This is a genomic window from Pseudomonas baetica (assembly GCF_051216495.1).
Taxonomy (GTDB): domain Bacteria; phylum Pseudomonadota; class Gammaproteobacteria; order Pseudomonadales; family Pseudomonadaceae; genus Aquipseudomonas; species Aquipseudomonas baetica_B.
This window is the reverse complement of record NZ_JBPKAM010000049.1, coordinates 1-21,473: the sequence shown is the minus strand read 5'-3', so window position 1 is coordinate 21,473 and position 21,473 is coordinate 1. Positions and strand designations below refer to the sequence as shown.

Sequence of the window (21,473 nt, the reverse complement as noted above, 5' to 3'; positions counted from 1 at the left end):
TTGGCCCGGTGTCAGCGGGCGTGGCTAATGGAATCTTGTTATCCGCGCGAATCAACACAGCCGCTAAGGGCGTCATCGCACGAAAAGCGAAGGGCACGGACCCTTCGCTTCTTAAAGCGTTTACGCGCCGACTACGATCGGCCTTGCCAGAGGCGGGACGGCGGCGCTGGAAGGCGCGATGCCGGCTTCGAACTCGTGGCGGAAGTATTTGATTGCGCTGCCCAACGGCTCCACGGCGCCCGGTGCGTGAGCACAGAAGGTCTTGCCCGGGCCGAGGAAGTTCACCAGACCCAGCAGGGTCTCGATGTCGCCGGCTTGCCCTTGACCGTTCTCGATCGCCATCAGGAGCTTGACGCTCCATGGCAAGCCATCACGGCACGGGGTGCAGAAACCACAGGATTCGCGAGCGAAGAACTGCTCCATGTTGCGCAGCAGGGACACCATGTTGATGCTGTCGTCCACTGCCATGGCCAGGCCGGTACCCATACGGGTGCCCACCTTGGCGATGCCGCCGGCGTACATTTGTGCATCCAGGTGTTCCGGCAACAGGAAGCCGGTACCGGCACCGCCCGGCTGCCAAGCCTTCAGCTTGTAGCCGTCGCGCATGCCGCCGGCGTAGTCCTCGAACAACTCGCGACCGGTGACGCCGAATGGCAGTTCCCACAGGCCTGGGTTCTTGACCTTGCCGGAGAAGCCCATGAGCTTGGTGCCCATGTCTTCGCTGCCTTCGCGCGCCAACGATTTGTACCAGTCCACACCGTCGGCAATGATCGCCGGAACGTTGCACAGGGTTTCAACGTTGTTCACGCAGGTCGGCTTGCCCCACACGCCAACGGCGGCAGGGAAGGGCGGCTTGGAGCGCGGGTTGGCGCGGCGGCCTTCGAGGGAGTTGATCAGTGCGGTTTCTTCGCCGCAGATGTAACGCCCGGCGCCGGTGTGGACGAACAGCTCGAAGTCGAAGCCGCTGCCCAGGATGTTCTTGCCCAAAAGGCCGGCTGCCTTGGCTTCTTCCACGGCACGGTTGAGGTGCTTGGCGGCGGTGGTGTATTCGCCACGCAGGAAGATGTAGCCACGGTAGGTTTTCAGTGCACGGGCACTGATCAGCATGCCTTCGATCAGCAGATGGGGCAGTTGCTCCATCAGCATGCGGTCTTTCCAGGTGTTGGGCTCCATTTCATCCGCGTTGCACAGCAGGTAGCGGATGTTGATGGATTCGTCTTTCGGCATCAGGCCCCACTTCACGCCCGTGGGGAAGCCTGCGCCGCCGCGGCCCTTGAGGCCGGAGTCTTTCACGGTCTGGACGATGTCGTCCTGAGCCATGTCGGCGAAGGCCTTGCGCGCAGCGGCGTAACCGTTCTTGGCCTGGTACTCGTCGAGCCATACGGCTTCGCCGTCGTCACGCAGACGCCAGGTGAGCGGGTGAGTCTCGGCCGAACGCTTGATGCGGTTGGCAGGACCGAAGGAAGTCAGGGTCATACGTAGCCCTCGAGCAATTTGGCAACGCCAGCTGGCTGCACATCACCGAACGTGTCGTCATCGATCATCAGTGCCGGTGCCTTGTCGCAGTTGCCGAGGCAGCAGACCGGCAGCAGGGTGAAGCGACCGTCGGCGGTGGTTTGACCCAGGCCGATGCCCAGCTTGCTCTGGATTTCGCTGACCACGGACTCGTGGCCACCGATGTAGCAGACCATGCTGTCGCAGACGCGAATGATGTGGCGACCCACCGGTTGACGGAAGATCTGACTATAGAAGGTCGCAACGCCTTCAACGTCGCTGGCCGGGATGCCGAGGATTTCGCCGATGGCGTACAGGGCGCCGTCCGGCACCCAGCCGCGTTCCTTCTGAACGATCTTCAGTGCTTCGATCGACGCCGCGCGCGGGTCTTCGTAGTGATGCAACTCGTGCTCGATGGCCGAGCGCTCGGTTTCACTCAGGGTGAAACGGTCTGTCTGGATAAGCGTGCTGTTCATGCTTAGCGGTCCACGTCGGCCATAACGAAATCGATACTACCCAGGTACGCGATCAAGTCCGCGACCATGCTGCCTTTGATCACCGAAGGGATCTGCTGCAGGTGGGCGAAGCTTGGGGTACGGATCCGGGTGCGGTAGCTCATGGTGCCGCCATCGCTCGTCAGGTAATAACTGTTGATGCCCTTGGTCGCTTCGATCATCTGGAAGGATTCGTTGGCCGGCATGACCGGGCCCCACGAAACTTGCAGGAAGTGCGTGATCAAGGTTTCGATGTGCTGCAGGGTGCGCTCTTTCGGCGGCGGCGTGGTCAGCGGGTGATCCGCCTTGTACGGGCCTTCCGGCATGTTGCGCAGGCACTGGTCGATGATCCGGATGCTCTGGCGCATTTCTTCCACGCGCACGATGCAACGGTCGTAGGCATCGCCATTGGCCGCCAGCGGCACTTCGAACTCGAAGTTTTCGTAGCCCGAGTATGGACGCGCTTTACGCAGGTCGAAGTCGCAACCGGTGGAACGCAGACCGGCACCGGTGACGCCCCATTCCAGGGCTTGTTTGGTGTTGTAGTCGGCGACGCCGATGGTCCGGCCACGCAGGATGCTGTTGTCCAGGGCGGCTTTCTGGTATTCGTCCAGACGCTTTGGCATCCACTCGACGAAATCCTTGACCAGTTTTTCCCAGCCGCGCGGCAGGTCGTGGGCGACGCCACCAATGCGGTACCAGGCTGGGTGCAGACGGAAACCGGTGATGGCTTCGATCACGGTGTACGCGCGCTGACGGTCGGTGAAGGTGAAGAACACCGGAGTCATGGCGCCGACGTCCTGGATGTAGGTACCCAGGAACAGCAGGTGGCTGGTGATCCGGAAGAACTCGGCCATCATGATGCGGATGACGTCGACCTTCTCTGGCACCTTGATGCCGGCCAGCTTTTCGACCGAGAGCACGTACGGCAGGTTGTTCATCACGCCGCCGAGGTAGTCGATACGGTCGGTGTACGGAATGAAGCTGTGCCAGGACTGACGCTCGGCCATTTTTTCGGCACCACGGTGGTGGTAGCCGATGTCCGGTACGCAGTCGACGATCTCTTCACCGTCCAGCTGCAGGATGATACGGAACGCACCGTGCGCCGAAGGGTGGTTCGGGCCGAGGTTGAGGAACATGTAGTCCTCGTTCGGGCCGGAGCGTTTCATGCCCCAGTCTTCAGGCTTGAAGCGCGCGGCTTCTTCCTCGAGCTGTTGCTTGGCCAGGGTCAGGCTGAACGGATCGAACTCGGTGGCACGGGCCGGGAAGTCCTTGCGCAGCGGGTGACCTTCCCAGGTCGGCGGCATCATGATGCGCGACAGGTGCGGGTGACCTTTGAAGTCGATGCCGTACATGTCCCAGACTTCGCGCTCGTACCAGTTGGCGTTCGGCCAGATGCTGGTGACGGAAGGCAAGCTGAGGTCGCTCTCGGACAAGGCGACCTTGATCATGACGTCACTATTACGTTCGATCGACATCAAGTGGTAGAACACGGAGAAGTCGACGCCGTTCGGCAGCCCTTGACGCTTGGTGCGCAGACGCTCGTCCACGCCGTGCAGGTCATAGAGCATGACGTACGGCTTGGGCAGGTTGCGCAGGAAAGTCAGGACTTCGACGAGTTTGGCGCGGGCAACCCAAAGCACCGGCATGCCGGTGCGGGTAGGCTGGGCGGTGAACGCCTCGGGGCCAAAACGGTTGTTCAGTTCGACGACCACATCCTGGTCGTCTGCCTTGTAAGGCGGGATGTACAGAGCACTGCCTGTAGTCATGGTTATTTATCGCTTTCGGTCAACGTAAAGAATGAAGCCAGTTTTTCGTTTCTTTGAAACAGCGGAACTGGATCAGACTTCGTCGGGGCTGCGCAGGTTGGTTACCTGAATACGCTGTTCGCGGCGCTTTTCCTTCTCGGAAGGCATCTCGGCGCGATACACGCCTTGATCGCCAACGACCCAGGAAAGTGGGCGACGCTCCTGGCCAATCGACTCCTGCAGCAGCATCAAGCCTTGCAGGAAAGCTTCAGGGCGAGGCGGGCAGCCAGGCACGTACACGTCCACGGGCAGGAACTTGTCCACCCCTTGAACGACGGAGTAGATGTCGTACATGCCACCGGAGTTTGCACACGAGCCCATCGAGATGACCCACTTCGGTTCGAGCATTTGCTCGTACAGACGCTGGATGATCGGCGCCATCTTGACGAAGCAGGTACCGGCGATAACCATGAAATCCGCCTGGCGCGGTGATGCCCGGATAACCTCGGCGCCAAAGCGCGCGATGTCGTGGGGCGCCGTGAAGGCGGTGGTCATTTCCACGTAGCAGCACGAAAGACCGAAGTTATACGGCCACAGGGAGTTCTTGCGCCCCCAGTTGATCGTGCCGTTAAGCACGTCTTCGAGCTTGCCCATGAAGATGTTTTTGTGGACTTGATCTTCTAACGGATCGGAAACGGTTTCCCGTTGGCCAATCGGATACTGCTCGTTAGGAGCATCGGGGTCGATCCTGGTGAGATTGTATTGCATTGCCAAAGCCTCATTGTTTCAGCTTCGCTTGCCGCTTGCGCCGAGCTTCCGGTGCCCAGTCAAGGGCGCCCACTCGGAATAGGTAGACAAGACCTGCCAACAGAATTGCTATGAAAACGAGAGCTTCGACGAATCCGGTCCAGCCGCTTTCGCGGACGGACACAGACCATGCAAAGAGAAAGAGGGCTTCGATATCGAAGATCACGAAGAGCATCGCGACCAGATAGAATTTGGCTGAGAGCCGCAAGCGGGCGCCACCTGTAGGTAGCATGCCGGACTCGAACGGTTCGTTTTTGCTGCGGCCCCAGGCTTTTGACCCGAGGAGGCTGGAGACGCCGAGCATGAAGGCACAGAGGCCGACAACGCCCAGAAGGAAAATGGCAAAGCCCCAGTTGTGGGCCATGAGTCCTGTCGCTTCGGGCATGCTGGTAATCCTTAACAGAGAGCAAGGGTCTCTGAGCTTGAAAAGAAACAAAGCAGTGACGATATGTCGCAGCAATCAATCCCGCTGATTTTATGGCTAAACACCCTGCAAGTAAAATTCCTATAGCGAAATTATTTATAGGAATAAGGACATAGCGAGCTCGCAAAGCCCGGTAGCCCTTGCGTTGCGGGCATTAGCCGGTTTTTCGGGAAATATGTTTTGTTGGGAATGTAACGAACATAGTTGCGTCTAAATGATAATCAATATTGTTTGGCTTGGTTTTCAAACTGTTTATCCGGCGGGAAGTTGGGAAGTTGTCTTATATGTAGGTTATTGCAAGTAGAAGCGGTGCTCTTTTTAGCGGATTTTCCTGAAAGGAATACGGCTCTGGATCAGTGTTTTGCCTTGAAGCCGCCACTTATCCTGTGGGAGCGGGCTTGCCCGCGATAGCTATCTGTCAGTCGCCATCAATATTGGATGTGCTGACGCCATCGCGGGCAAGCCCGCTCCCACAGGGTCTTTGGTGGTCTCTAAATTCCGCGCAAAAAAACGCCCCGAACCAGTCGGGGCGTCAGATGTGCAGCGTTGCGGTTAGCTTTCTATTCAGTCCGCAACGGCTGTTGACTCAAGCGAAGCCGATCAGTGGAACTGTTCTTCTTCAGTCGAACCGGTCAGCGCGGTTACCGAGGACGAGCCGCCCTGAATCACGGTGGTCATGTCGTCGAAGTAGCCGGTGCCCACTTCCTGCTGGTGAGCCACGAAGGTGTAGCCCTTGGCGGCGTCGGCGAACTCCTGCTCTTGCAGCTTCACGTAGGCAGTCATGTCGTTGCGGGCGTAGTCGTGCGCCAGGTTGAACATGCTGTGCCACATGTTGTGAATGCCGGCCAGGGTGATGAACTGGTGCTTGTAACCCATGGCGGACAGTTCGCGCTGGAACTTGGCGATGGTCGCGTCGTCCAGGTTCTTCTTCCAGTTGAAGGAAGGCGAGCAGTTGTACGACAGCAGTTGGTCCGGGTATTCCTTTTTGATCGCTTCGGCGAAGCGACGGGCTTCGTCCAGGTCCGGTTTGGCGGTTTCACACCAGATCAGATCGGCGTACGGTGCGTAGGCCAAGCCGCGAGCGATCGCCTGGTCCAGGCCGGCGCGCACTTTATAGAAGCCTTCCTGGGTGCGTTCGCCAGTCACGAATGGCTGGTCGTACGGGTCGCAGTCCGAAGTCAGCAGGTCAGCTGCGTTGGCGTCGGTGCGGGCCAGGATGATGGTCGGGGTGCCGGCAACGTCAGCCGCCAGGCGAGCAGCGACCAGCTTCTGTACGGCTTCCTGGGTAGGAACCAGTACCTTGCCGCCCATGTGGCCGCATTTTTTCACGGAAGCCAGTTGGTCTTCGAAGTGAACGCCGGCGGCGCCCGCTTCGATCATGCTCTTCATCAGCTCGTAGGCGTTCAGTACACCGCCGAAACCGGCTTCTGCGTCAGCCACGATTGGCGCGAAGTAGTCGATGTAGCCTTCATCGCCCGGATTCTTGCCGGCTTTCCACTGGATCTGGTCAGCACGACGGAACGAGTTGTTGATGCGCTTGACCACGGTTGGAACCGAGTCAACCGGGTACAGCGACTGGTCCGGGTACATCGATTCGGCGGAGTTGTTGTCCGCGGCCACTTGCCAGCCCGACAGGTAGATCGCCTGGATGCCGGCTTTGACTTGTTGTACGGCCTGGCCGCCGGTCAGGGCGCCCATGCAGTTGACGAAATCTTTCTCAGGACGGAAGGCTGGCTTGGCACCCTGGGTGACCAGGTTCCACAGCTTCTCGGCGCCCATTCTTGCAAAGGTGTGCTCAGGTTGAACCGAGCCACGCAGACGGACGACGTCAGCAGCGGAGTAAGTGCGTGTCACGCCTTTCCAGCGCGGGTTTTCAGCCCAATCTTTTTCGAGGGCTGCAATTTGCTGTTCGCGTGTCAGTGCCATGGAGATAAACCTCGTCGCGTCTTTATGAAAAGTTGTTCTGCGGTGGAATATTCGTGCGCTCGCTGACCAGAGACTCAGGTGCTCAAGTCGGTTCGGCGGGGGAGGCGACGGAGTGAACGACGGGCTCGAGGGGAAGTGAGCAGGTAAAGGCGGACTGCGGGCGCATTCGGGCGTCGTGGGCCTTGGTACGAACATCAGTGTGGTGCCGGGTTACCTAATGACGCTTCCGTCCCTCGGGACAACTTCGTTCCAGTCGACAACCTCGTCAAACACACCTTGTGGGCGGTACAGACACGAAACGGTTCGCGGGGTAGGTGCGAACATCGCTTCGAAGGCCCTTGCCAGGGCCCCTGATTAGCGGGAGCGAGGCCATCATGCCTTCGCTTTTTTGGCTCGTCAAACGTTTTGTAGTGCTTTTTTTCAAGCACTACATCTTTGGTCTAATACGACTTGCCAGTCAGTATTCGGTGGCTCAGTCCAAGGTGTCGACTTTCACTCGCAGTGTCATGTCGTTCCGGCTTTGAGTTGAGTAGCTGCGGGCCACGCCCTGTTTGTCGGCCTGGGTCTGGCCATTCACCCCGGCCAGCAGGATCCACTCGCCCAGGCGACCGGTGACGGTTGTGTCGGTGCTTTGCACGTTCACTACATCGGGACGTTCCTGGCTCATTCGGTCATGGTTGGTACTGATCGACAGATGAACGATCTCGCCGGTGACGCTGGCAGTGACGTAGAAGCCCTGGGTGACGTTGCGGTATTGGGTCTGGCTGCTGTAACCGCCATAGGAATCGCTCTGGCTGCTGGTGATTGGCACGCTCTGGCCAACCTGGATCAGTGCTGGCATGCCATCGGTGGCCTGGATTTGCTGGATGCCGCCATCGCGGCTATCGGTGCTGTGGCTGATGATGCGGGTTTGGCTCGGTTTGGCGCCGTTCACTGAATAACCCTGGTCACCCTGAACATTGTTTTCATTGGTGTCGACGGTGATCAGCAGGCGTTTGGGGGCGGTATCGAGCTGGCTCAAAAGCGCCTTAAGTTCGTCGATCTTGCGTTGATCAGCGTTGACGATGAGTTGATTTCCGTAGGCGCTGACCTGACCGTCCTTGCCGATGAACTCCTGCGCAACCGGCAACATGTCGGCACTGGTGTGGTAGTTCAGTGGCACGATTTCGGTGGCTGCCATGACCGAAAGACTGCAGGTCACCAGCAGTGTGGTGAGCAAGGTGCGTAGGGACATATCCGTTATCTCCGACTTCATGGTTTGTGTAGGAGCGAGCTTGCTTGCGATGGTCGTTAGAGCGCTGCGGGGTATCAGGCTTCCAGCGTTTTCGTTGACGATCATCGCGAGCAGGCTCGCTCCAACAGGTGTTGATAGTGCCAGTTTGTCGGCCCCGGTTGGGGCAAGTTGAATCCTAGACAGCAAAACGCCCCGGCATTGGAAAATGACGGGGCGCTTTGTGGTGTGCTTCTAAGCTTTTGTGGCGAGGGAGCTTGCTCCCGCTGGGTCGCGTAGCGGCCCCAAGGTTTTCAGGACTGCTGCGCAGTCCAACGGGAGCAAGCTCCCTCGCCACAGGGTTTAAGCCGAATGGCGAACCATATCGACATGGGGAATCCCTGCTTCCAGGAATTCCTCGCTGACCATGTGAAAGCCAAGGCGCTCATAGAACGCGGTGGCCTGTACCTGGGCGCTGAGCATCTGCTGCTTGAGGCCACGTTTCTCGGCTTCGTCGATCACCGCGTGCATCAGTGCATCGCCGACTTTCAATCCGCGCCAGTCCTTGAGTACCGACACTCGGCCGACATGGCCGTCAGGCAGCAGGCGGGCAGTGCCGATCGGAAAGTCACCTTCCAGGGCGAGGAAGTGCACGGCGGTTATGTCGTCAGCATCCCATTCCAGTTCAGGTGGAACGGATTGCTCGGCGACAAAGACCGTTTCACGAATGCGCCGGATCTCGGCGTTGTCCTTTTGCCAGTCTGCGACACGTACGTGAATTTTATTCATCGTCGGCGAACCCCAGGCTTCCCTGTTTGACCAGTTCGTACAACAGGCCGCGGCCGTCCTCGTCGTTCATCCACGAACCGAGGTTGTCGACGTGCAATGCGTCGGCGGCGCAGATCATTTTCAGCAGATCGCGCAGTTTGCCCGGCAGGTAGCGGCTTTGACCGCTGGCGAACAGCAGCAGGTCATCATCGACTTCGGACCAGGCCAGGCGTGCGCTTGGATTGCGGATCAGGATCGCGCCGTCTTTGAGAGCGGCAAGGAAATCGTCTTCTTCAACTTCTTCCAGGCCCGTCACCAGCTCAGGGTAGCGCGGCTCGGTCATGAACTGGCCAAACCAGGTCAGCAGCAGGCGTTCGTCGCCCATGTGCTCGGCCAGCAGGCCTTTCAGGCGATCCAGGGCGTCGTGCTGAATCTGGTGTGGGTCGGTCGCAGGCAGTGCGTTGGCGTCGCTGTAGCGCTCTTCGTCCGACAGGAACTGGCTGAGGAAGTCGGTGAAGTGAGTCAGCACTTCAGCGGCGCTCGGGGCGCGGAAGCCCACGGAATAGGTCAGGCAGTCATCGACGGCCACGCCCCAGTGGGCCAGGCGCGGCGGCAGATACAACATGTCGCCTGGTTCCAGGACCCACTCGTCGGTGGTTTCGAAGTCGGCGAGGATGCGCAGGTCCGCGTGCTGCATGAGTGGGCTGTCGGTGTTGCACATCTGGCCGATTTTCCAGTTGCGCTTGCCGTGACCCTGCAGCAGGAATACATCGTAGTTATCGAAGTGCGGGCCAACACTGCCGCCCGGAGCGGCGAAGCTCATCATCACGTCGTCGATGCGCCAGCTTGGCAGGAAGCGGAAGTGTTCAAGCAATTCGGCGACTTCCGGTACGAATTGGTCGACGGCTTGAACCAGCAGGGTCCACTCGCGTTCGGGCAGTTTGCTGAATTCGTCCTCTGCAAACGGGCCGCGGCGCATTTCCCACGGGGTCTCGCCGTGCTCGATCACCAGGCGCGATTCAACTTCTTCTTCCAGTGCCAGGCCAGCCAGTTCGTCGGCATCGATCGGGCTTTCGAAATCAGGAATCGCCTGGCGGATCAGCAGTGGTTTTTTCTGCCAGTAGTCGCGCAGGAATTCCCGTGCCGTGATGCCGCCCAAAAGTTGAAGAGGGATGTCAGGATTCATGTGTAACCTATTGAAAAAAAGCACTTTTCATACGGGAATAAAAACGCCCGGCGCGGCCGGGCGTCTTGAAAGGGTCAAGCAGTCGATCAGATGCGCTTGGCTTGCGCTACAGCGTTACCGATGTAGTTCGCCGGGGTGAGCAGTTTCAGCTCGGCCTTGGCGGCGGCAGGCATGTCCAGGCCGTCAATGAAAGTTTGCAGCGCTTGCGGGCTGATGCCCTTGCCGCGCGTCAATTCTTTCAGCTTCTCGTACGGGTTCTCGATGTTGTAGCGGCGCATCACGGTCTGGATCGGCTCGGCCAATACTTCCCAGCAGGCGTCCAGGTCTTCGGCGATCTTCTGCGCATTCAGCTCAAGCTTGCTGATGCCTTTGAGGCTCGCTTCGTACGCGATTACGGAGTGGGCGAAGCCGACACCGAGGTTGCGCAGTACGGTGGAGTCAGTCAGGTCGCGCTGCCAGCGGGAGATCGGCAGCTTGCTCGCCAGGTGCTGGAACAGTGCGTTGGCGATGCCCAGGTTGCCTTCGGAGTTTTCGAAGTCGATCGGGTTGACCTTGTGCGGCATGGTCGACGAACCGATTTCGCCAGCGATGGTGCGCTGTTTGAAATAGCCCAGGGAGATGTAGCCCCAGATGTCGCGGTCGAAGTCGATCAGGATGGTGTTGAAGCGGGCGATCGCGTCGAACAGCTCGGCAATGTAGTCGTGGGGTTCGATCTGCGTGGTGTACGGGTTGAAGGCCAGGCCCAGCTCGTCTTCGATGAAGGCGCGGGCGTTGGCTTCCCAGTCGATCTCAGGGTAAGCCGACAGGTGTGCGTTGTAGTTGCCGACAGCACCGTTGATCTTGCCCAGCAGTGGAACGGCGGCGACCTGGGCGATCTGACGCTCCAGGCGGTAAACCACGTTGGCCAGTTCCTTGCCCAGGGTAGTGGGTGAAGCTGGTTGACCGTGGGTGCGCGACAGCATTGGAACGTCGGCGAAACGCAGGGCCAGTTCGCGGATGGCGTTGGCGGTCTGGCGCATCAGCGGAAGCATTACGTCATCACGGCCTTCGCGCAGCATCAGGGCGTGGGACAGGTTGTTGATGTCCTCGCTGGTGCAGGCAAAGTGGATGAATTCGCTGACCTTGGCCAGTTCCGGCAGCTTGGCCGCTTGCTCTTTGAGCAGGTATTCGATGGCTTTGACGTCGTGGTTGGTGGTGCGCTCGATCTCTTTGACGCGCTCGGCGTGTTCCAGAGAGAAGTTTTCCGCCAGGGCGTTGAGTACAGCGTTGGCTTCGGCAGAGAACGCCGGCACTTCGCTGATGGCAGGGTGAGCGGCCAGGCGCTGGAGCCAGCGCACTTCAACCAGAACGCGGGCACGGATCAGGCCGTACTCGCTGAAAATTGGGCGCAGGGCCTGGGTTTTGCCGGCGTAGCGGCCGTCAACAGGGGAAACCGCAGTGAGCGAAGAGAGCTGCATGGGGTGTTCTCGGACAGTCGGGCAACGAAATGGGGCGCGTATCATACATGAAAAAATCCGCCGGTCCGTCGCCAACTGACCGGCGTATTACGCGTATTGCTAAGTTCGGTTCCGTCGATGCGAGTTATTCGTTACGCATCAATGGGTAAAGCTCTTTCAACAATTTGCGGCGGCTGATCACCAGCTGCCAGCGATGACCGCCCAATTGCCGCCAGAGGCGTGCCGAGCGAATGCCGGCCAGCAGCAGGGCGCGGATTTTCGAGGCATTGCTTGGTTGCTGCAGGTTGCGCATGTCGCCGTGAACCTGGATGCGTTGGCGCAAAGTACTCAAGGTGTCCTGGTACAGCGCGCCGCACGCGGCGATCACGTTCTCGTGCGCGGCACCGAAGTGTTCGACCTGGGACTGGATCTGCGGCAGCCGTTTGCCAATCACGTCGAGCATGTCGTTGCGCTTGGCCAGCTGGCGTTCAAGGCCGAGCATGGCCAGTGCGTAACGCAGCGGTTCGCGTTGCAGGGCGCTCGGGTCGCGTTCGAGGGCGCCGATCAAGGCGCGATAGCCTTCGCGCAGATTGATATCGTCGCCGCCGTACACTTCCAGGGTGTCCTTGGGGTCTCGGATCAACAGGCTGCCGAGCATGCAAGTCAGGCCGGCCTCGTTGGTCTGGCCGGTCTTGGCAATCCTGTCGACCAGCACGGCGGCGAGAAACACGCCTCCCAGTGCGGTCAGTTGCTCCTGAACGGGGCTCATTGTTGCTGGCCTTTAGATGTACCTTTGCTGGTCCAGGGCTCTGCGACTTCGATGACACCGCCACCGAGGCAGATCTCACCGTCGTAGAACACCACGGACTGGCCTGGAGTGACCGCGCGTTGCGGGTCATCGAAGGTCGCACGATAACCGGTGGCGGTCTTTTCCAGGGTGCAGGGCTGGTCGCTCTGGCGGTAGCGGACCTTGGCGGTCAGTTTGCGTGGTTGGCTCAAGTCGATCGGGTTGACCCAGTAAATGTCCGAAGCGAGCAGGGCGCGGGAGAACAACCATGGGTGATCGTTACCCTGGCCAACGATCAGCTCGTTGTGTTCCAGGTCTTTGATCAGCACGTACCATGGCTCTTCGCCGGCATCTTTCAAGCCGCCGATGCCCAGGCCCTGGCGCTGGCCGATGGTGTGGTACATCAAGCCGTGGTGGCGGCCGATGACTTCGCCTTCGGTGGTTTTGATCTCGCCCGGTTGCGCCGGCAGGTATTGCTTGAGGAAATCGCTGAAGCGGCGCTCGCCGATAAAGCAGATCCCGGTGGAATCCTTTTTCTTCGCCGTGGCCAGTTCGTATTTCTCGGCAATCGCCCGCACCTGGGGTTTTTCCAGTTCGCCAACCGGAAACAGGGTCTTGGCGATCTGCTCGCCGCCGACCGCGTGCAGGAAGTAGCTCTGATCCTTGTTTGGGTCCAGGCCCTTGAGCAGTTCGGTGCGGCCGTCGATGTCGCGACGACGCACGTAGTGGCCGGTAGCGATCAGGTCGGCGCCGAGCATCATGGCGTAATCGAGGAACGCCTTGAACTTGATCTCGCGGTTGCACAGGATGTCCGGGTTCGGCGTGCGACCGGCCTTGTATTCGGCCAGGAAGTGCTCGAACACGTTGTCCCAGTACTCGGCGGCGAAATTGGCGGTATGCAGCTTGATGCCAATCTTGTCGCACACGGCCTGGGCGTCCGCCAGGTCATCCATGGCGGTGCAGTATTCCGTTCCATCGTCTTCTTCCCAGTTCTTCATGAACAGGCCTTCCACCTCATAACCCTGCTCGATCAGCAGGAGGGCGGAAACGGAAGAGTCCACGCCGCCGGACATGCCGACAATGACGCGCTTCTTTTGTGTGTCAGAAGGGGCTGGATCACGCATAGGGATTCAATGAGTGTCTTGAAAAAGGACGCGATTCTAACAGGCTCGGGCCCGCAAGGCTAAAGAGAAGGTCGGATCAGATCGAGACCGAAGTGTTTGCCGTCCAGATAATCATCGATGCAGCGGATGATCAGCTCACTGCGCCAGTTTGCGCGCTGCTGCATCAATTCGTCACGGGTCAGCCAGCGGGCGCCGACGATGCCGTCGTCCAGTTGATAATCGGGGTTGTGTTTCAAGGGCTTGGCGATGAAGCACACCCGTTGGTAGGTCACGCCATTGCTCGGCGCGGTATAGAGGTAGATGCCTAGCACGCCGGTGGGCTCGACGTCCCAACCGGTTTCCTCGAGGGTTTCGCGCACGGCGGCTTCGGTCAGGGTTTCATCTGGATCCAGATGACCGGCGGGCTGGTTGAGTACGTTACGGCCGGCCTTGTGTTCCTCGACCATCAGGAAGCGGCCGTTGTCCTCGACGATGGTGGCGACGGTGATGTGGGGTTGCCAGTCCATAGATAGCCCTCAAATGTTGAAAATGCGAAACCTGTAGGAGCCAGCTTGCTGGCGATCGCGGTGTGTCAGCTGATCAATATGTTGAATGATAAACAGCAATCGCCAGCAAGCCGGCTCCTACAGGGGTGTGGTCGGTGTATTGCTACAAACAGAAACCCCGGCACGGGGCCGGGGTTTCTTTGCTTCTTTACAGCCTTACACCAGCGCAGCAATCGCCGCGTTGAGCGTGGCGCTCGGGCGCATGGCTTTGCTGATCAGCTCGGCATTGGCGTGGTAGTAACCGCCGATGTCCACTGGCTTGCCCTGGACGGCGTTGAGCTCGGCAACGATGGTTGCTTCGTTCTCGGTCAGGGTCTTGGCCAGGGTCGCGAACTGCGCTTGCAGTGCAGTGTCTTCGGTCTGGGCGGCCAGGGCCTGGGCCCAGTACAGCGCCAGGTAGAAGTGGCTGCCGCGGTTGTCGATGTTGCCGACTTTACGCGATGGCGACTTGTTGTTGTCCAGGAACAGGCCGGTGGCCTGGTCCAGGGTCTTGGACAGTACCAGGGCTTTCGGGTTGTTGTAGTTCACACCCAAGTGCTCAAGGGAGGCAGCCAGGGCCAGGAACTCGCCCAGGGAATCCCAGCGCAGGAAGTTCTCTTCCAGCAGTTGCTGCACGTGCTTCGGAGCCGAACCGCCGGCACCGGTTTCGAACAGGCCACCGCCGTTCATCAGCGGTACGATCGACAGCATCTTGGCGCTGGTGCCCAGTTCCATGATCGGGAACAGGTCGGTCAGATAGTCGCGCAGTACGTTGCCGGTCACCGAGATGGTGTCCTTGCCTTCGCGGGTGCGCTGCAGGGTGTACTTCATGGCGTCGACCGGCGCCATGATCTGGATATCCAGGCCGGCAGTGTCGTGATCCTTCAGGTAAGCCTGAACTTTCTCGATCACCACGCCGTCGTGGGCGCGCATCGGGTCCAGCCAGAAAATGGCCGGGGTAGCGCTTGCGCGGGCACGGTTGACGGCCAGCTTGACCCAGTCCTGGATCGGCGCGTCCTTGGTCTGGCACATGCGGAAGATGTCGCCGGCTTCAACAGCCTGCTCCATCAGCAGGGTGCCATCGCTGTCGGTGACGCGAACCACGCCGTCGACCTTGATCTGGAAGGTCTTGTCGTGGGAGCCGTATTCTTCGGCTTTCTTCGCCATCAGGCCAACGTTCGGCACGCTGCCCATGGTGGTTGGGTCGAAGGCGCCATTGGCCTTGCAGTCTTCGATCACTGCCTGGTAGATGGTGGCGTAGCAGCGATCCGGGATCACGGCCTTGGTGTCGTGCAGTTGGCCGTCGGTGCCCCACATTTTGCCGGAGTCGCGGATCATGGCTGGCATCGAGGCGTCGACGATGACGTCGCTTGGCACGTGCAGGTTGGTGATGCCCTTGTCGGAGTTGACCATCGCCAGCGACGGACGAACGGCGTACACCGCTTGAATGTCGGCTTCGATGGCCGCTTGCTGCTCGGCCGGCAGGGCCTTGATACGGGTGTACAGGTCGCCGATGCCGTTGTTCAGGTTGAAGCCGATCTGCGCCAGCACGTCAGCGTGCTTGGCCAGTGCGTCTTTATAGAACTCGGCGACGATCTGGCCGAACATGATCGGGTCGGAGACCTTCATCATGGTGGCTTTGAGGTGAACCGACAGCAGCACGCCTTGTTGCTTGGCGCTTTCGATTTCAGCGGCGATGAAGGCGCGCAGGGCGTTTTTGCTCATCACGGCGCAGTCGAGGATCTCGCCGGCCTGAACGCTGGTTTTTTCTTTAAGGACGGCAGCGGTGCCGTCTTTAGCGATCAGCTCGATCTTCACGGCGCCAGCGGCGTCGATCAGGGCGGCTTTTTCACTGCCATAGAAGTCGCCGGTGCTCATGTGCGCAACGTGGGACTTGGAGTCTGCAGCCCAGGCGCCCATTTTGTGCGGGTGCTTGCGCGCGTAGTTCTTGACCGACAGCGGGGCGCGGCGGTCGGAGTTGCCTTCACGCAGAACCGGGTTTACGGCGCTGCCCTTGACCTTGTCATAACGGGCCTTGGCTTCTTTGTCGGTGTCGCAGGTCACGGTTTCCGGGTAGTCCGGCAGTGCATAGCCCTGGGCTTGCAGTTCTTTGATCGCGGCTTGCAGTTGCGGAACCGAGGCGCTGATGTTCGGCAGTTTGATGATGTTGGCTTCAGGCGTAACGGCCAGGTCGCCCAGTTCGGCGAGGTGGTCGGCTACGGCTTTGTCGCCCAGTTGCTCGGGGAAGCTGGCCAGGATGCGCCCTGCAAGAGAGATATCGCGGGTTTCAACGGCGATATCAGCCGAGGCGGTGAAGGCCTCTACGATAGGCAACAGTGAATAGGTGGCGAGGGCTGGGGCTTCGTCGGTGAAGGTATAGATGATCTTCGAGCGGTTGGGCATATTCGGATTAACTCTCTCTTCTTTGCTAAAGCGTGCGCAGAAACTCGAGGGGCGCCGGGTAAGCGCGTTCGTTCAAAGTCATCCATGAGCCGAATGTCGAGGTTTCTTCGCGGTGATGTTGGGTGCATCAGTAGAGCGTCAAGCAGTCGGACTGCGATAACAGGCCGGCTTTTGGGCGGAAAGTCTCGGGCTACATTTGTGTAGCAGGGAGAGGTCGGCCGTCGTGACCCTGTGGTCAGCGGGCGGCATTATACATAGGTAGCTGGCAATCTGCCGATGGTTCATGTGATTCGATTCTCGTCCATTGGTCTAAAGGTCGCAGGGGCGAGGAGAGGGCAGGGTCATTCGTCGTGCTGGAGTTTGGCGTTTTTCCCTTTGCTTTCAGGCTTGTAGCGCAGCTGTTTCACGGCTTTGCGGCAGATGAATGGAACATAGGGTTTGCGCGTTGATTTAACTGGGTTACGCTCGAACCAAGCCAGATGTTCAATCCAATCGATGGAGTTCAGCATGGGTTACAAGAAGATTCAGGTTCCAGCCGTCGGCGACAAAATCACCGTCAATGCAGACCATTCTCTCAATGTTCCTGACAATCCGATCATCCCGTTCATCGAAGGCGACGGCATTGGCGTCGACGTCAGTCCCGTAATGATCAAAGTGGTTGATGCTGCTGTACAGAAGGCCTATGGGGGCAAGCGCAAGATTTCCTGGATGGAAGTCTATGCCGGTGAGAAGGCTACCCAGGTCTATGACCAGGACACCTGGCTGCCTCAGGAAACCCTGGATGCCGTGAAAGATTACGTCGTCTCCATCAAGGGGCCGCTGACCACCCCGGTCGGTGGCGGTATCCGTTCGCTCAACGTTGCCCTGCGCCAGCAGCTGGACCTGTATGTTTGCCTGCGTCCGGTGGTGTGGTTCGACGGTGTGCCGAGTCCGGTGAAGAAGCCTGGCGACGTCGACATGGTGATCTTCCGCGAGAACTCCGAAGACATCTATGCCGGTATCGAGTGGAAAGCCGGCTCGCCTGAGGCCAATAAAGTCATCAAGTTCCTGAAAGAAGAAATGGGCGTCACCAAGATCCGTTTCGATCAGGACTGCGGCATCGGCATCAAGCCGGTCTCGAAAGAAGGCACCCAGCGTCTTGTGCGCAAGGCTCTGCAGTACGTGGTGGACAACGACCGCAAGTCGCTGACCATCGTACACAAGGGCAACATCATGAAATTCACCGAAGGTGCCTTCAAGGACTGGGGCTATGAAGTGGCGAAGAACGAATTCGGCGCCGAGCTGCTCGATGGCGGCCCATGGATGAAATTCAAAAACCCGAAAACCGGTCGCGAAGTCATCGTCAAGGACGCCATCGCCGACGCCATGCTTCAGCAAATCCTGCTGCGCCCGGCCGAATACGATGTGATTGCAACCCTGAACCTCAACGGTGACTACCTTTCCGACGCCCTGGCGGCCGAGGTGGGCGGTATCGGTATCGCGCCAGGCGCCAACCTGTCCGACACTGTGGCCATGTTCGAGGCGACCCATGGCACCGCGCCGAAATATGCCGGCAAGGACCAGGTGAACCCGGGGTCGGTGATTCTTTCGGCGGAGATGATGTTGCGTCACCTGGGCTGGACCGAGGCGGCGGACCTGATCATCAAGGGCACCAATGGCGCGATCAAGGCCAAGACCGTGACCTATGACTTCGAGCGTCTGATGGAAGGCGCCACGCTGGTCTCGTCTTCCGGGTTCGGTGAGGCGTTGATCAAGCACATGTAAGCAAGCGACAGCCGTACAAAAACCGCCCGATTCAAATCATTGAGTCGGGCGGTTTTTTTATGACTGGATGACGGTGCGGTTTAAACCGTCACGGTCTGCTGCGTGGCAGGTGTCGTGGCTTTCGAAGCATCCACAGGGGAGCCGATGTTGACGGCGTGCAGGCCTTTTGGCCCCTGGATGATCTCGAATACGACAACTTGTCCGGCCTTCAGGGTTTTATAACCCTCCATTTGAATGGCCGAGTAATGAGCAAACAAGTCTTCTGTCTTGCCGTCCTCATTGATGAAACCGTAACCCTTGGCGTTGTTGAACCATTTCACCTTGCCGCTGACCTTGCCGCATGACATACCCAACTCCCTCTGCAACAGACTCCATCACTGGAGTATCATCCAGTTCATCCGCAGCCACTTCTTCGAAAAAAGTTGACTCCGCGGACCTTTTTTACCCACTGTGGGCTCTATTGGTTGTAACACCGTTTTGCCGATAGTCAAGGTGACCCGGCGGTCGGAGTTGAAATCGTTAAGAAGCGCCCCCACCCTGTATTTGCACAACTGACGAACCTTTCTTTCCATGCATGCAATCAGCCAGATTCGACTAACATTCAATCAGGATCGCCCTGATTTACACGACGACGATTCCGCAGGCATTGCTGTTCAGGAGGCTAAGCCTGCTTTACAGGCGCCGCCGATGTACAAGGTGGTTTTGTTTAATGATGACTACACACCGATGGATTTCGTCGTCGAAGTGCTCGAGGTGTTTTTTAACCTGAATCGCGAGCTGGCGACCAAGGTCATGCTGGCCGTCCACACTGAAGGACGGGCAGTATGTGGAGTGTTTACCCGCGACATCGCCGAGACCAAGGCCATGCAGGTCAACCAGTACGCCAGGGAAAGCCAGCATCCGCTACTCTGTGAAATCGAGAAGGACGGTTAATCGCCGGACACTTGGGTATGAGGTGAAGCTATGTTAAACCGCGAGCTCGAAGTCACCCTCAATCTTGCCTTCAAGGAGGCCCGTTCGAAGCGTCATGAGTTCATGACCGTCGAACATCTCCTGCTGGCCCTATTGGACAATGAGGCTGCCGCCACCGTTTTGCGTGCGTGCGGCGCCAACCTCGACAAACTCAAGCATGACCTGCAGGAGTTCATTGACTCCACCACGCCATTGATCCCCGTGCATGACGAGGATCGTGAAACCCAGCCAACCCTGGGCTTCCAGCGTGTCCTGCAACGTGCTGTGTTTCATGTACAGAGCTCGGGCAAGCGCGAAGTGACTGGTGCCAATGTGCTGGTCGCGATCTTCAGTGAGCAAGAGAGTCAGGCAGTGTTCCTGCTGAAACAGCAGAGCGTTGCCCGTATCGATGTCGTCAATTACATCGCCCACGGTATCTCCAAGGTGCCTGGGCACGGTGATCACTCCGAGGGTGAGCAAGATATGCAGGACGACGAGGGCGGTGAGTCTTCTTCTTCAGGCAATCCTCTGGATGCATATGCCAGTAACCTCAACGAACTCGCGCGCCAGGGTCGCATCGACCCATTGGTAGGTCGCGAGCTGGAAGTCGAGCGAGTCGCGCAGATCCTGGCGCGTCGTCGCAAAAACAATCCGCTGCTGGTGGGTGAGGCGGGCGTGGGTAAGACCGCGATTGCCGAAGGCCTGGCCAAGCGCATTGTCGACAATCAGGTGCCGGACTTGCTGTCCAACAGTGTCGTTTACTCCTTGGATCTGGGGGCGTTGCTTGCAGGTACCAAGTATCGCGGTGATTTCGAGAAGCGCTTCAAGGCGTTGCTCAATGAGCTGAAAAAACGTCCGCAGGCGATTCTGTTCATTGACGAGATCCACACCATCATTGGTGCGGGTGCTGCGTCCGGTGGCGTCATGGATGCCTCGAACCTGCTCAAGCCGCTGCTGTCCTCCGGCGACATCCGTTGCATCGGCTCGACTACCTTCCAGGAATTCCGCGGGATCTTCGAGAAGGATCGTGCGTTGGCCCGACGCTTCCAGAAGGTCGATGTGACAGAGCCTTCGGTGGAAGACACCATCGGTATTCTGCGCGGCCTGAAGGGGCGGTTCGAGACCCATCACAACATCGAATACAGCGACGAAGCCCTGCGTGCCGCCGCCGAGCTGGCCTCGCGCTACATCAATGACCGGCACATGCCGGACAAGGCCATCGATGTCATCGACGAGGCGGGCGCCTTCCAGCGTCTGCAACCGATCGAGAAGCGCGTAAAACGCATCGAGGTGGCTCAGGTCGAGGATATCGTCGCGAAAATTGCGCGGATTCCACCAAAACACGTCACCAGTTCCGACAAGGAGCTGCTGCGTAACCTTGAGCGTGACCTGAAACTGACGGTGTTCGGTCAGGATGCGGCAATTGACTCCCTGGCGACCGCAATCAAGCTGTCCCGCGCCGGCCTCAAATCACCAGACAAGCCGGTCGGTTCGTTCCTGTTCGCCGGTCCTACCGGTGTCGGCAAGACTGAAGCAGCGCGGCAGCTGGCCAAGGCGCTGGGTGTCGAGCTGGTTCGATTCGACATGTCCGAGTACATGGAGCGCCACACAGTGTCGCGTCTGATCGGTGCGCCTCCAGGTTATGTCGGATTCGACCAAGGTGGTCTGCTGACCGAAGCCATCACCAAGCAACCGCATTGTGTGCTGTTGCTCGATGAAATCGAGAAGGCGCATCCGGAAGTCTTCAACCTGCTGTTGCAGGTCATGGACCACGGTACGCTGACCGATAACAACGGGCGCAAGGCGGACTTCCGTAACGTGATCGTCATCATGACGACCAACGCCGGTGCCGAAACCGCAGCGCGTGCGTCGATCGGCTTCACCTTGCAGGATCACTCTTCCGATGCGATGGAAGTGATCAAGAAGAGCTTCACGCCTGAGTTCCGCAACCGTCTGGACACCATCATCCAGTTTGGTCGCCTCAGTCACGAAGTTATCAAAAGTGTGGTGGACAAGTTCCTTATCGAGCTTCAGGCGCAGCTGGAAGACAAGCGTGTACTGCTGGAAGTCACCGATGCTGCCCGCAGCTGGCTGGCGGCCGGTGGTTACGACGCAATGATGGGGGCTCGACCCATGGCTCGCCTGATCCAGGACAAGATCAAGCGTCCGCTGGCGGAGGAGATTCTCTTTGGCGAACTGGCCGAGCATGGCGGTGTAGTGCACATCGACATCAAGGACGGCGAACTGACCTTCGAGTTCGAGACCACGGCCGAAATGGCCTGACGTTAAATCGCGACAAAGCAAAAAGGCGCCAGTTTGGCGCCTTTTTGCTGTCTGTCAGTCGGGCTTTGGGCCACCGTGGGAGCGAGCCTGCTCGCGAAAGCGGTGGATCAGTCAGAGTAGATGTTGAATGGCCAGCCGCATTCG

19 protein-coding genes are annotated in these 21,473 nt (G+C 58.9%); 3 read left to right on the top strand and 16 right to left on the bottom strand.

What is annotated here, in order from left to right; translation table 11 throughout:
• Positions 1-120: 120 nt before the first annotated feature.
• The 15 genes from nuoF to ACSFE6_RS17925 form a co-directional block, all read right to left on the bottom strand.
• Complete coding sequence (nuoF, locus tag ACSFE6_RS17995; protein ID WP_435428887.1) at positions 121-1,476, bottom strand: NADH-quinone oxidoreductase subunit NuoF; 1,356 nt, start codon at positions 1,474-1,476, stop codon at positions 121-123.
• Entirely contained in the window at positions 1,473-1,970 is a 498-nt protein-coding gene (nuoE, locus tag ACSFE6_RS17990) for an NADH-quinone oxidoreductase subunit NuoE (protein WP_008020715.1), read from the bottom strand. The genes nuoF and nuoE overlap by 4 nt, the downstream gene beginning before the upstream one ends.
• A gap of 2 nt (positions 1,971-1,972) precedes the next feature.
• The gene (gene nuoC, locus ACSFE6_RS17985; protein WP_433740085.1) at positions 1,973-3,757 is read right to left on the bottom strand and encodes an NADH-quinone oxidoreductase subunit C/D; all 1,785 of its coding nucleotides are present in this window, start codon (positions 3,755-3,757) and stop codon (positions 1,973-1,975) included.
• Between the two features lie 72 nt (positions 3,758-3,829).
• A complete protein-coding gene (locus ACSFE6_RS17980; RefSeq protein ID WP_433740087.1) occupies positions 3,830-4,504 on the bottom strand; it encodes a NuoB/complex I 20 kDa subunit family protein in 675 nt (224 codons plus the stop codon).
• 10 nt (positions 4,505-4,514) lie between these two features.
• On the bottom strand, positions 4,515-4,928 hold the full coding sequence (locus tag ACSFE6_RS17975) for an NADH-quinone oxidoreductase subunit A (RefSeq protein ID WP_003223812.1): 414 nt from the start codon (positions 4,926-4,928) through the stop codon (positions 4,515-4,517).
• Between the two features lie 639 nt (positions 4,929-5,567).
• The gene (gene aceA / locus ACSFE6_RS17970) at positions 5,568-6,893 is read right to left on the bottom strand and encodes an isocitrate lyase (protein ID WP_435428886.1); all 1,326 of its coding nucleotides are present in this window, start codon (positions 6,891-6,893) and stop codon (positions 5,568-5,570) included.
• A 472-nt stretch (positions 6,894-7,365) separates the two neighbouring features.
• A complete protein-coding gene (locus ACSFE6_RS17965) occupies positions 7,366-8,127 on the bottom strand; it encodes a secretin N-terminal domain-containing protein (protein ID WP_435428885.1) in 762 nt (253 codons plus the stop codon).
• Between the two features lie 339 nt (positions 8,128-8,466).
• A complete protein-coding gene (locus tag ACSFE6_RS17960) occupies positions 8,467-8,892 on the bottom strand; it encodes a GNAT family N-acetyltransferase (RefSeq protein WP_435428884.1) in 426 nt (141 codons plus the stop codon).
• Entirely contained in the window at positions 8,885-10,057 is a 1,173-nt protein-coding gene (locus ACSFE6_RS17955; RefSeq protein WP_435428883.1) for a JmjC domain-containing protein, read from the bottom strand. The genes ACSFE6_RS17960 and ACSFE6_RS17955 overlap by 8 nt, the downstream gene beginning before the upstream one ends.
• Positions 10,058-10,143: 86 nt before the next feature.
• Entirely contained in the window at positions 10,144-11,514 is a 1,371-nt protein-coding gene (gene purB / locus ACSFE6_RS17950) for an adenylosuccinate lyase (protein WP_435428882.1), read from the bottom strand.
• A 124-nt stretch (positions 11,515-11,638) separates the two neighbouring features.
• A complete protein-coding gene (gene hflD / locus ACSFE6_RS17945; protein WP_435428881.1) occupies positions 11,639-12,262 on the bottom strand; it encodes a high frequency lysogenization protein HflD in 624 nt (207 codons plus the stop codon).
• On the bottom strand, positions 12,259-13,404 hold the full coding sequence (gene mnmA, locus ACSFE6_RS17940) for a tRNA 2-thiouridine(34) synthase MnmA (RefSeq protein WP_435428880.1): 1,146 nt from the start codon (positions 13,402-13,404) through the stop codon (positions 12,259-12,261). The genes hflD and mnmA overlap by 4 nt, the downstream gene beginning before the upstream one ends.
• A 59-nt stretch (positions 13,405-13,463) precedes the next feature.
• Positions 13,464-13,910, bottom strand: a complete 447-nt coding sequence (locus ACSFE6_RS17935; protein ID WP_435428879.1) for an NUDIX hydrolase — start codon at positions 13,908-13,910, stop codon at positions 13,464-13,466.
• 195 nt (positions 13,911-14,105) lie between these two features.
• On the bottom strand, positions 14,106-16,331 hold the full coding sequence (locus ACSFE6_RS17930; protein ID WP_435428878.1) for an NADP-dependent isocitrate dehydrogenase: 2,226 nt from the start codon (positions 16,329-16,331) through the stop codon (positions 14,106-14,108).
• A gap of 341 nt (positions 16,332-16,672) precedes the next feature.
• Positions 16,673-16,840: a hypothetical protein gene (locus ACSFE6_RS17925; protein WP_435428877.1), complete on the bottom strand. Its 168-nt coding sequence runs from the start codon at positions 16,838-16,840 to the stop codon at positions 16,673-16,675.
• On the opposite strand from ACSFE6_RS17925, the gene icd reads away from it, so the two are divergent.
• Positions 16,839-18,095: an NADP-dependent isocitrate dehydrogenase gene (icd, locus tag ACSFE6_RS17920; protein ID WP_435428876.1), complete on the top strand. Its 1,257-nt coding sequence runs from the start codon at positions 16,839-16,841 to the stop codon at positions 18,093-18,095. The two genes, ACSFE6_RS17925 and icd, sit on opposite strands and share 2 nt — an antisense overlap.
• Before the next feature lie 80 nt (positions 18,096-18,175).
• Here the strand turns inward: icd and cspD are convergent, their stop codons facing one another.
• Positions 18,176-18,442: a cold shock domain-containing protein CspD gene (gene cspD, locus ACSFE6_RS17915; RefSeq protein WP_435428875.1), complete on the bottom strand. Its 267-nt coding sequence runs from the start codon at positions 18,440-18,442 to the stop codon at positions 18,176-18,178.
• A 223-nt stretch (positions 18,443-18,665) separates the two neighbouring features.
• Here cspD and clpS point away from each other — a divergent pair, with 223 nt between their 5' ends.
• Together clpS and clpA are read left to right on the top strand one after the other, a co-directional pair.
• Complete coding sequence (clpS, locus tag ACSFE6_RS17910) at positions 18,666-19,028, top strand: ATP-dependent Clp protease adapter ClpS (protein WP_015094394.1); 363 nt, start codon at positions 18,666-18,668, stop codon at positions 19,026-19,028.
• 30 nt (positions 19,029-19,058) lie between these two features.
• Positions 19,059-21,329, top strand: a complete 2,271-nt coding sequence (gene clpA / locus ACSFE6_RS17905) for an ATP-dependent Clp protease ATP-binding subunit ClpA (RefSeq protein WP_435428874.1) — start codon at positions 19,059-19,061, stop codon at positions 21,327-21,329.
• The last annotated feature ends 144 nt before the right edge of the window (positions 21,330-21,473 follow it).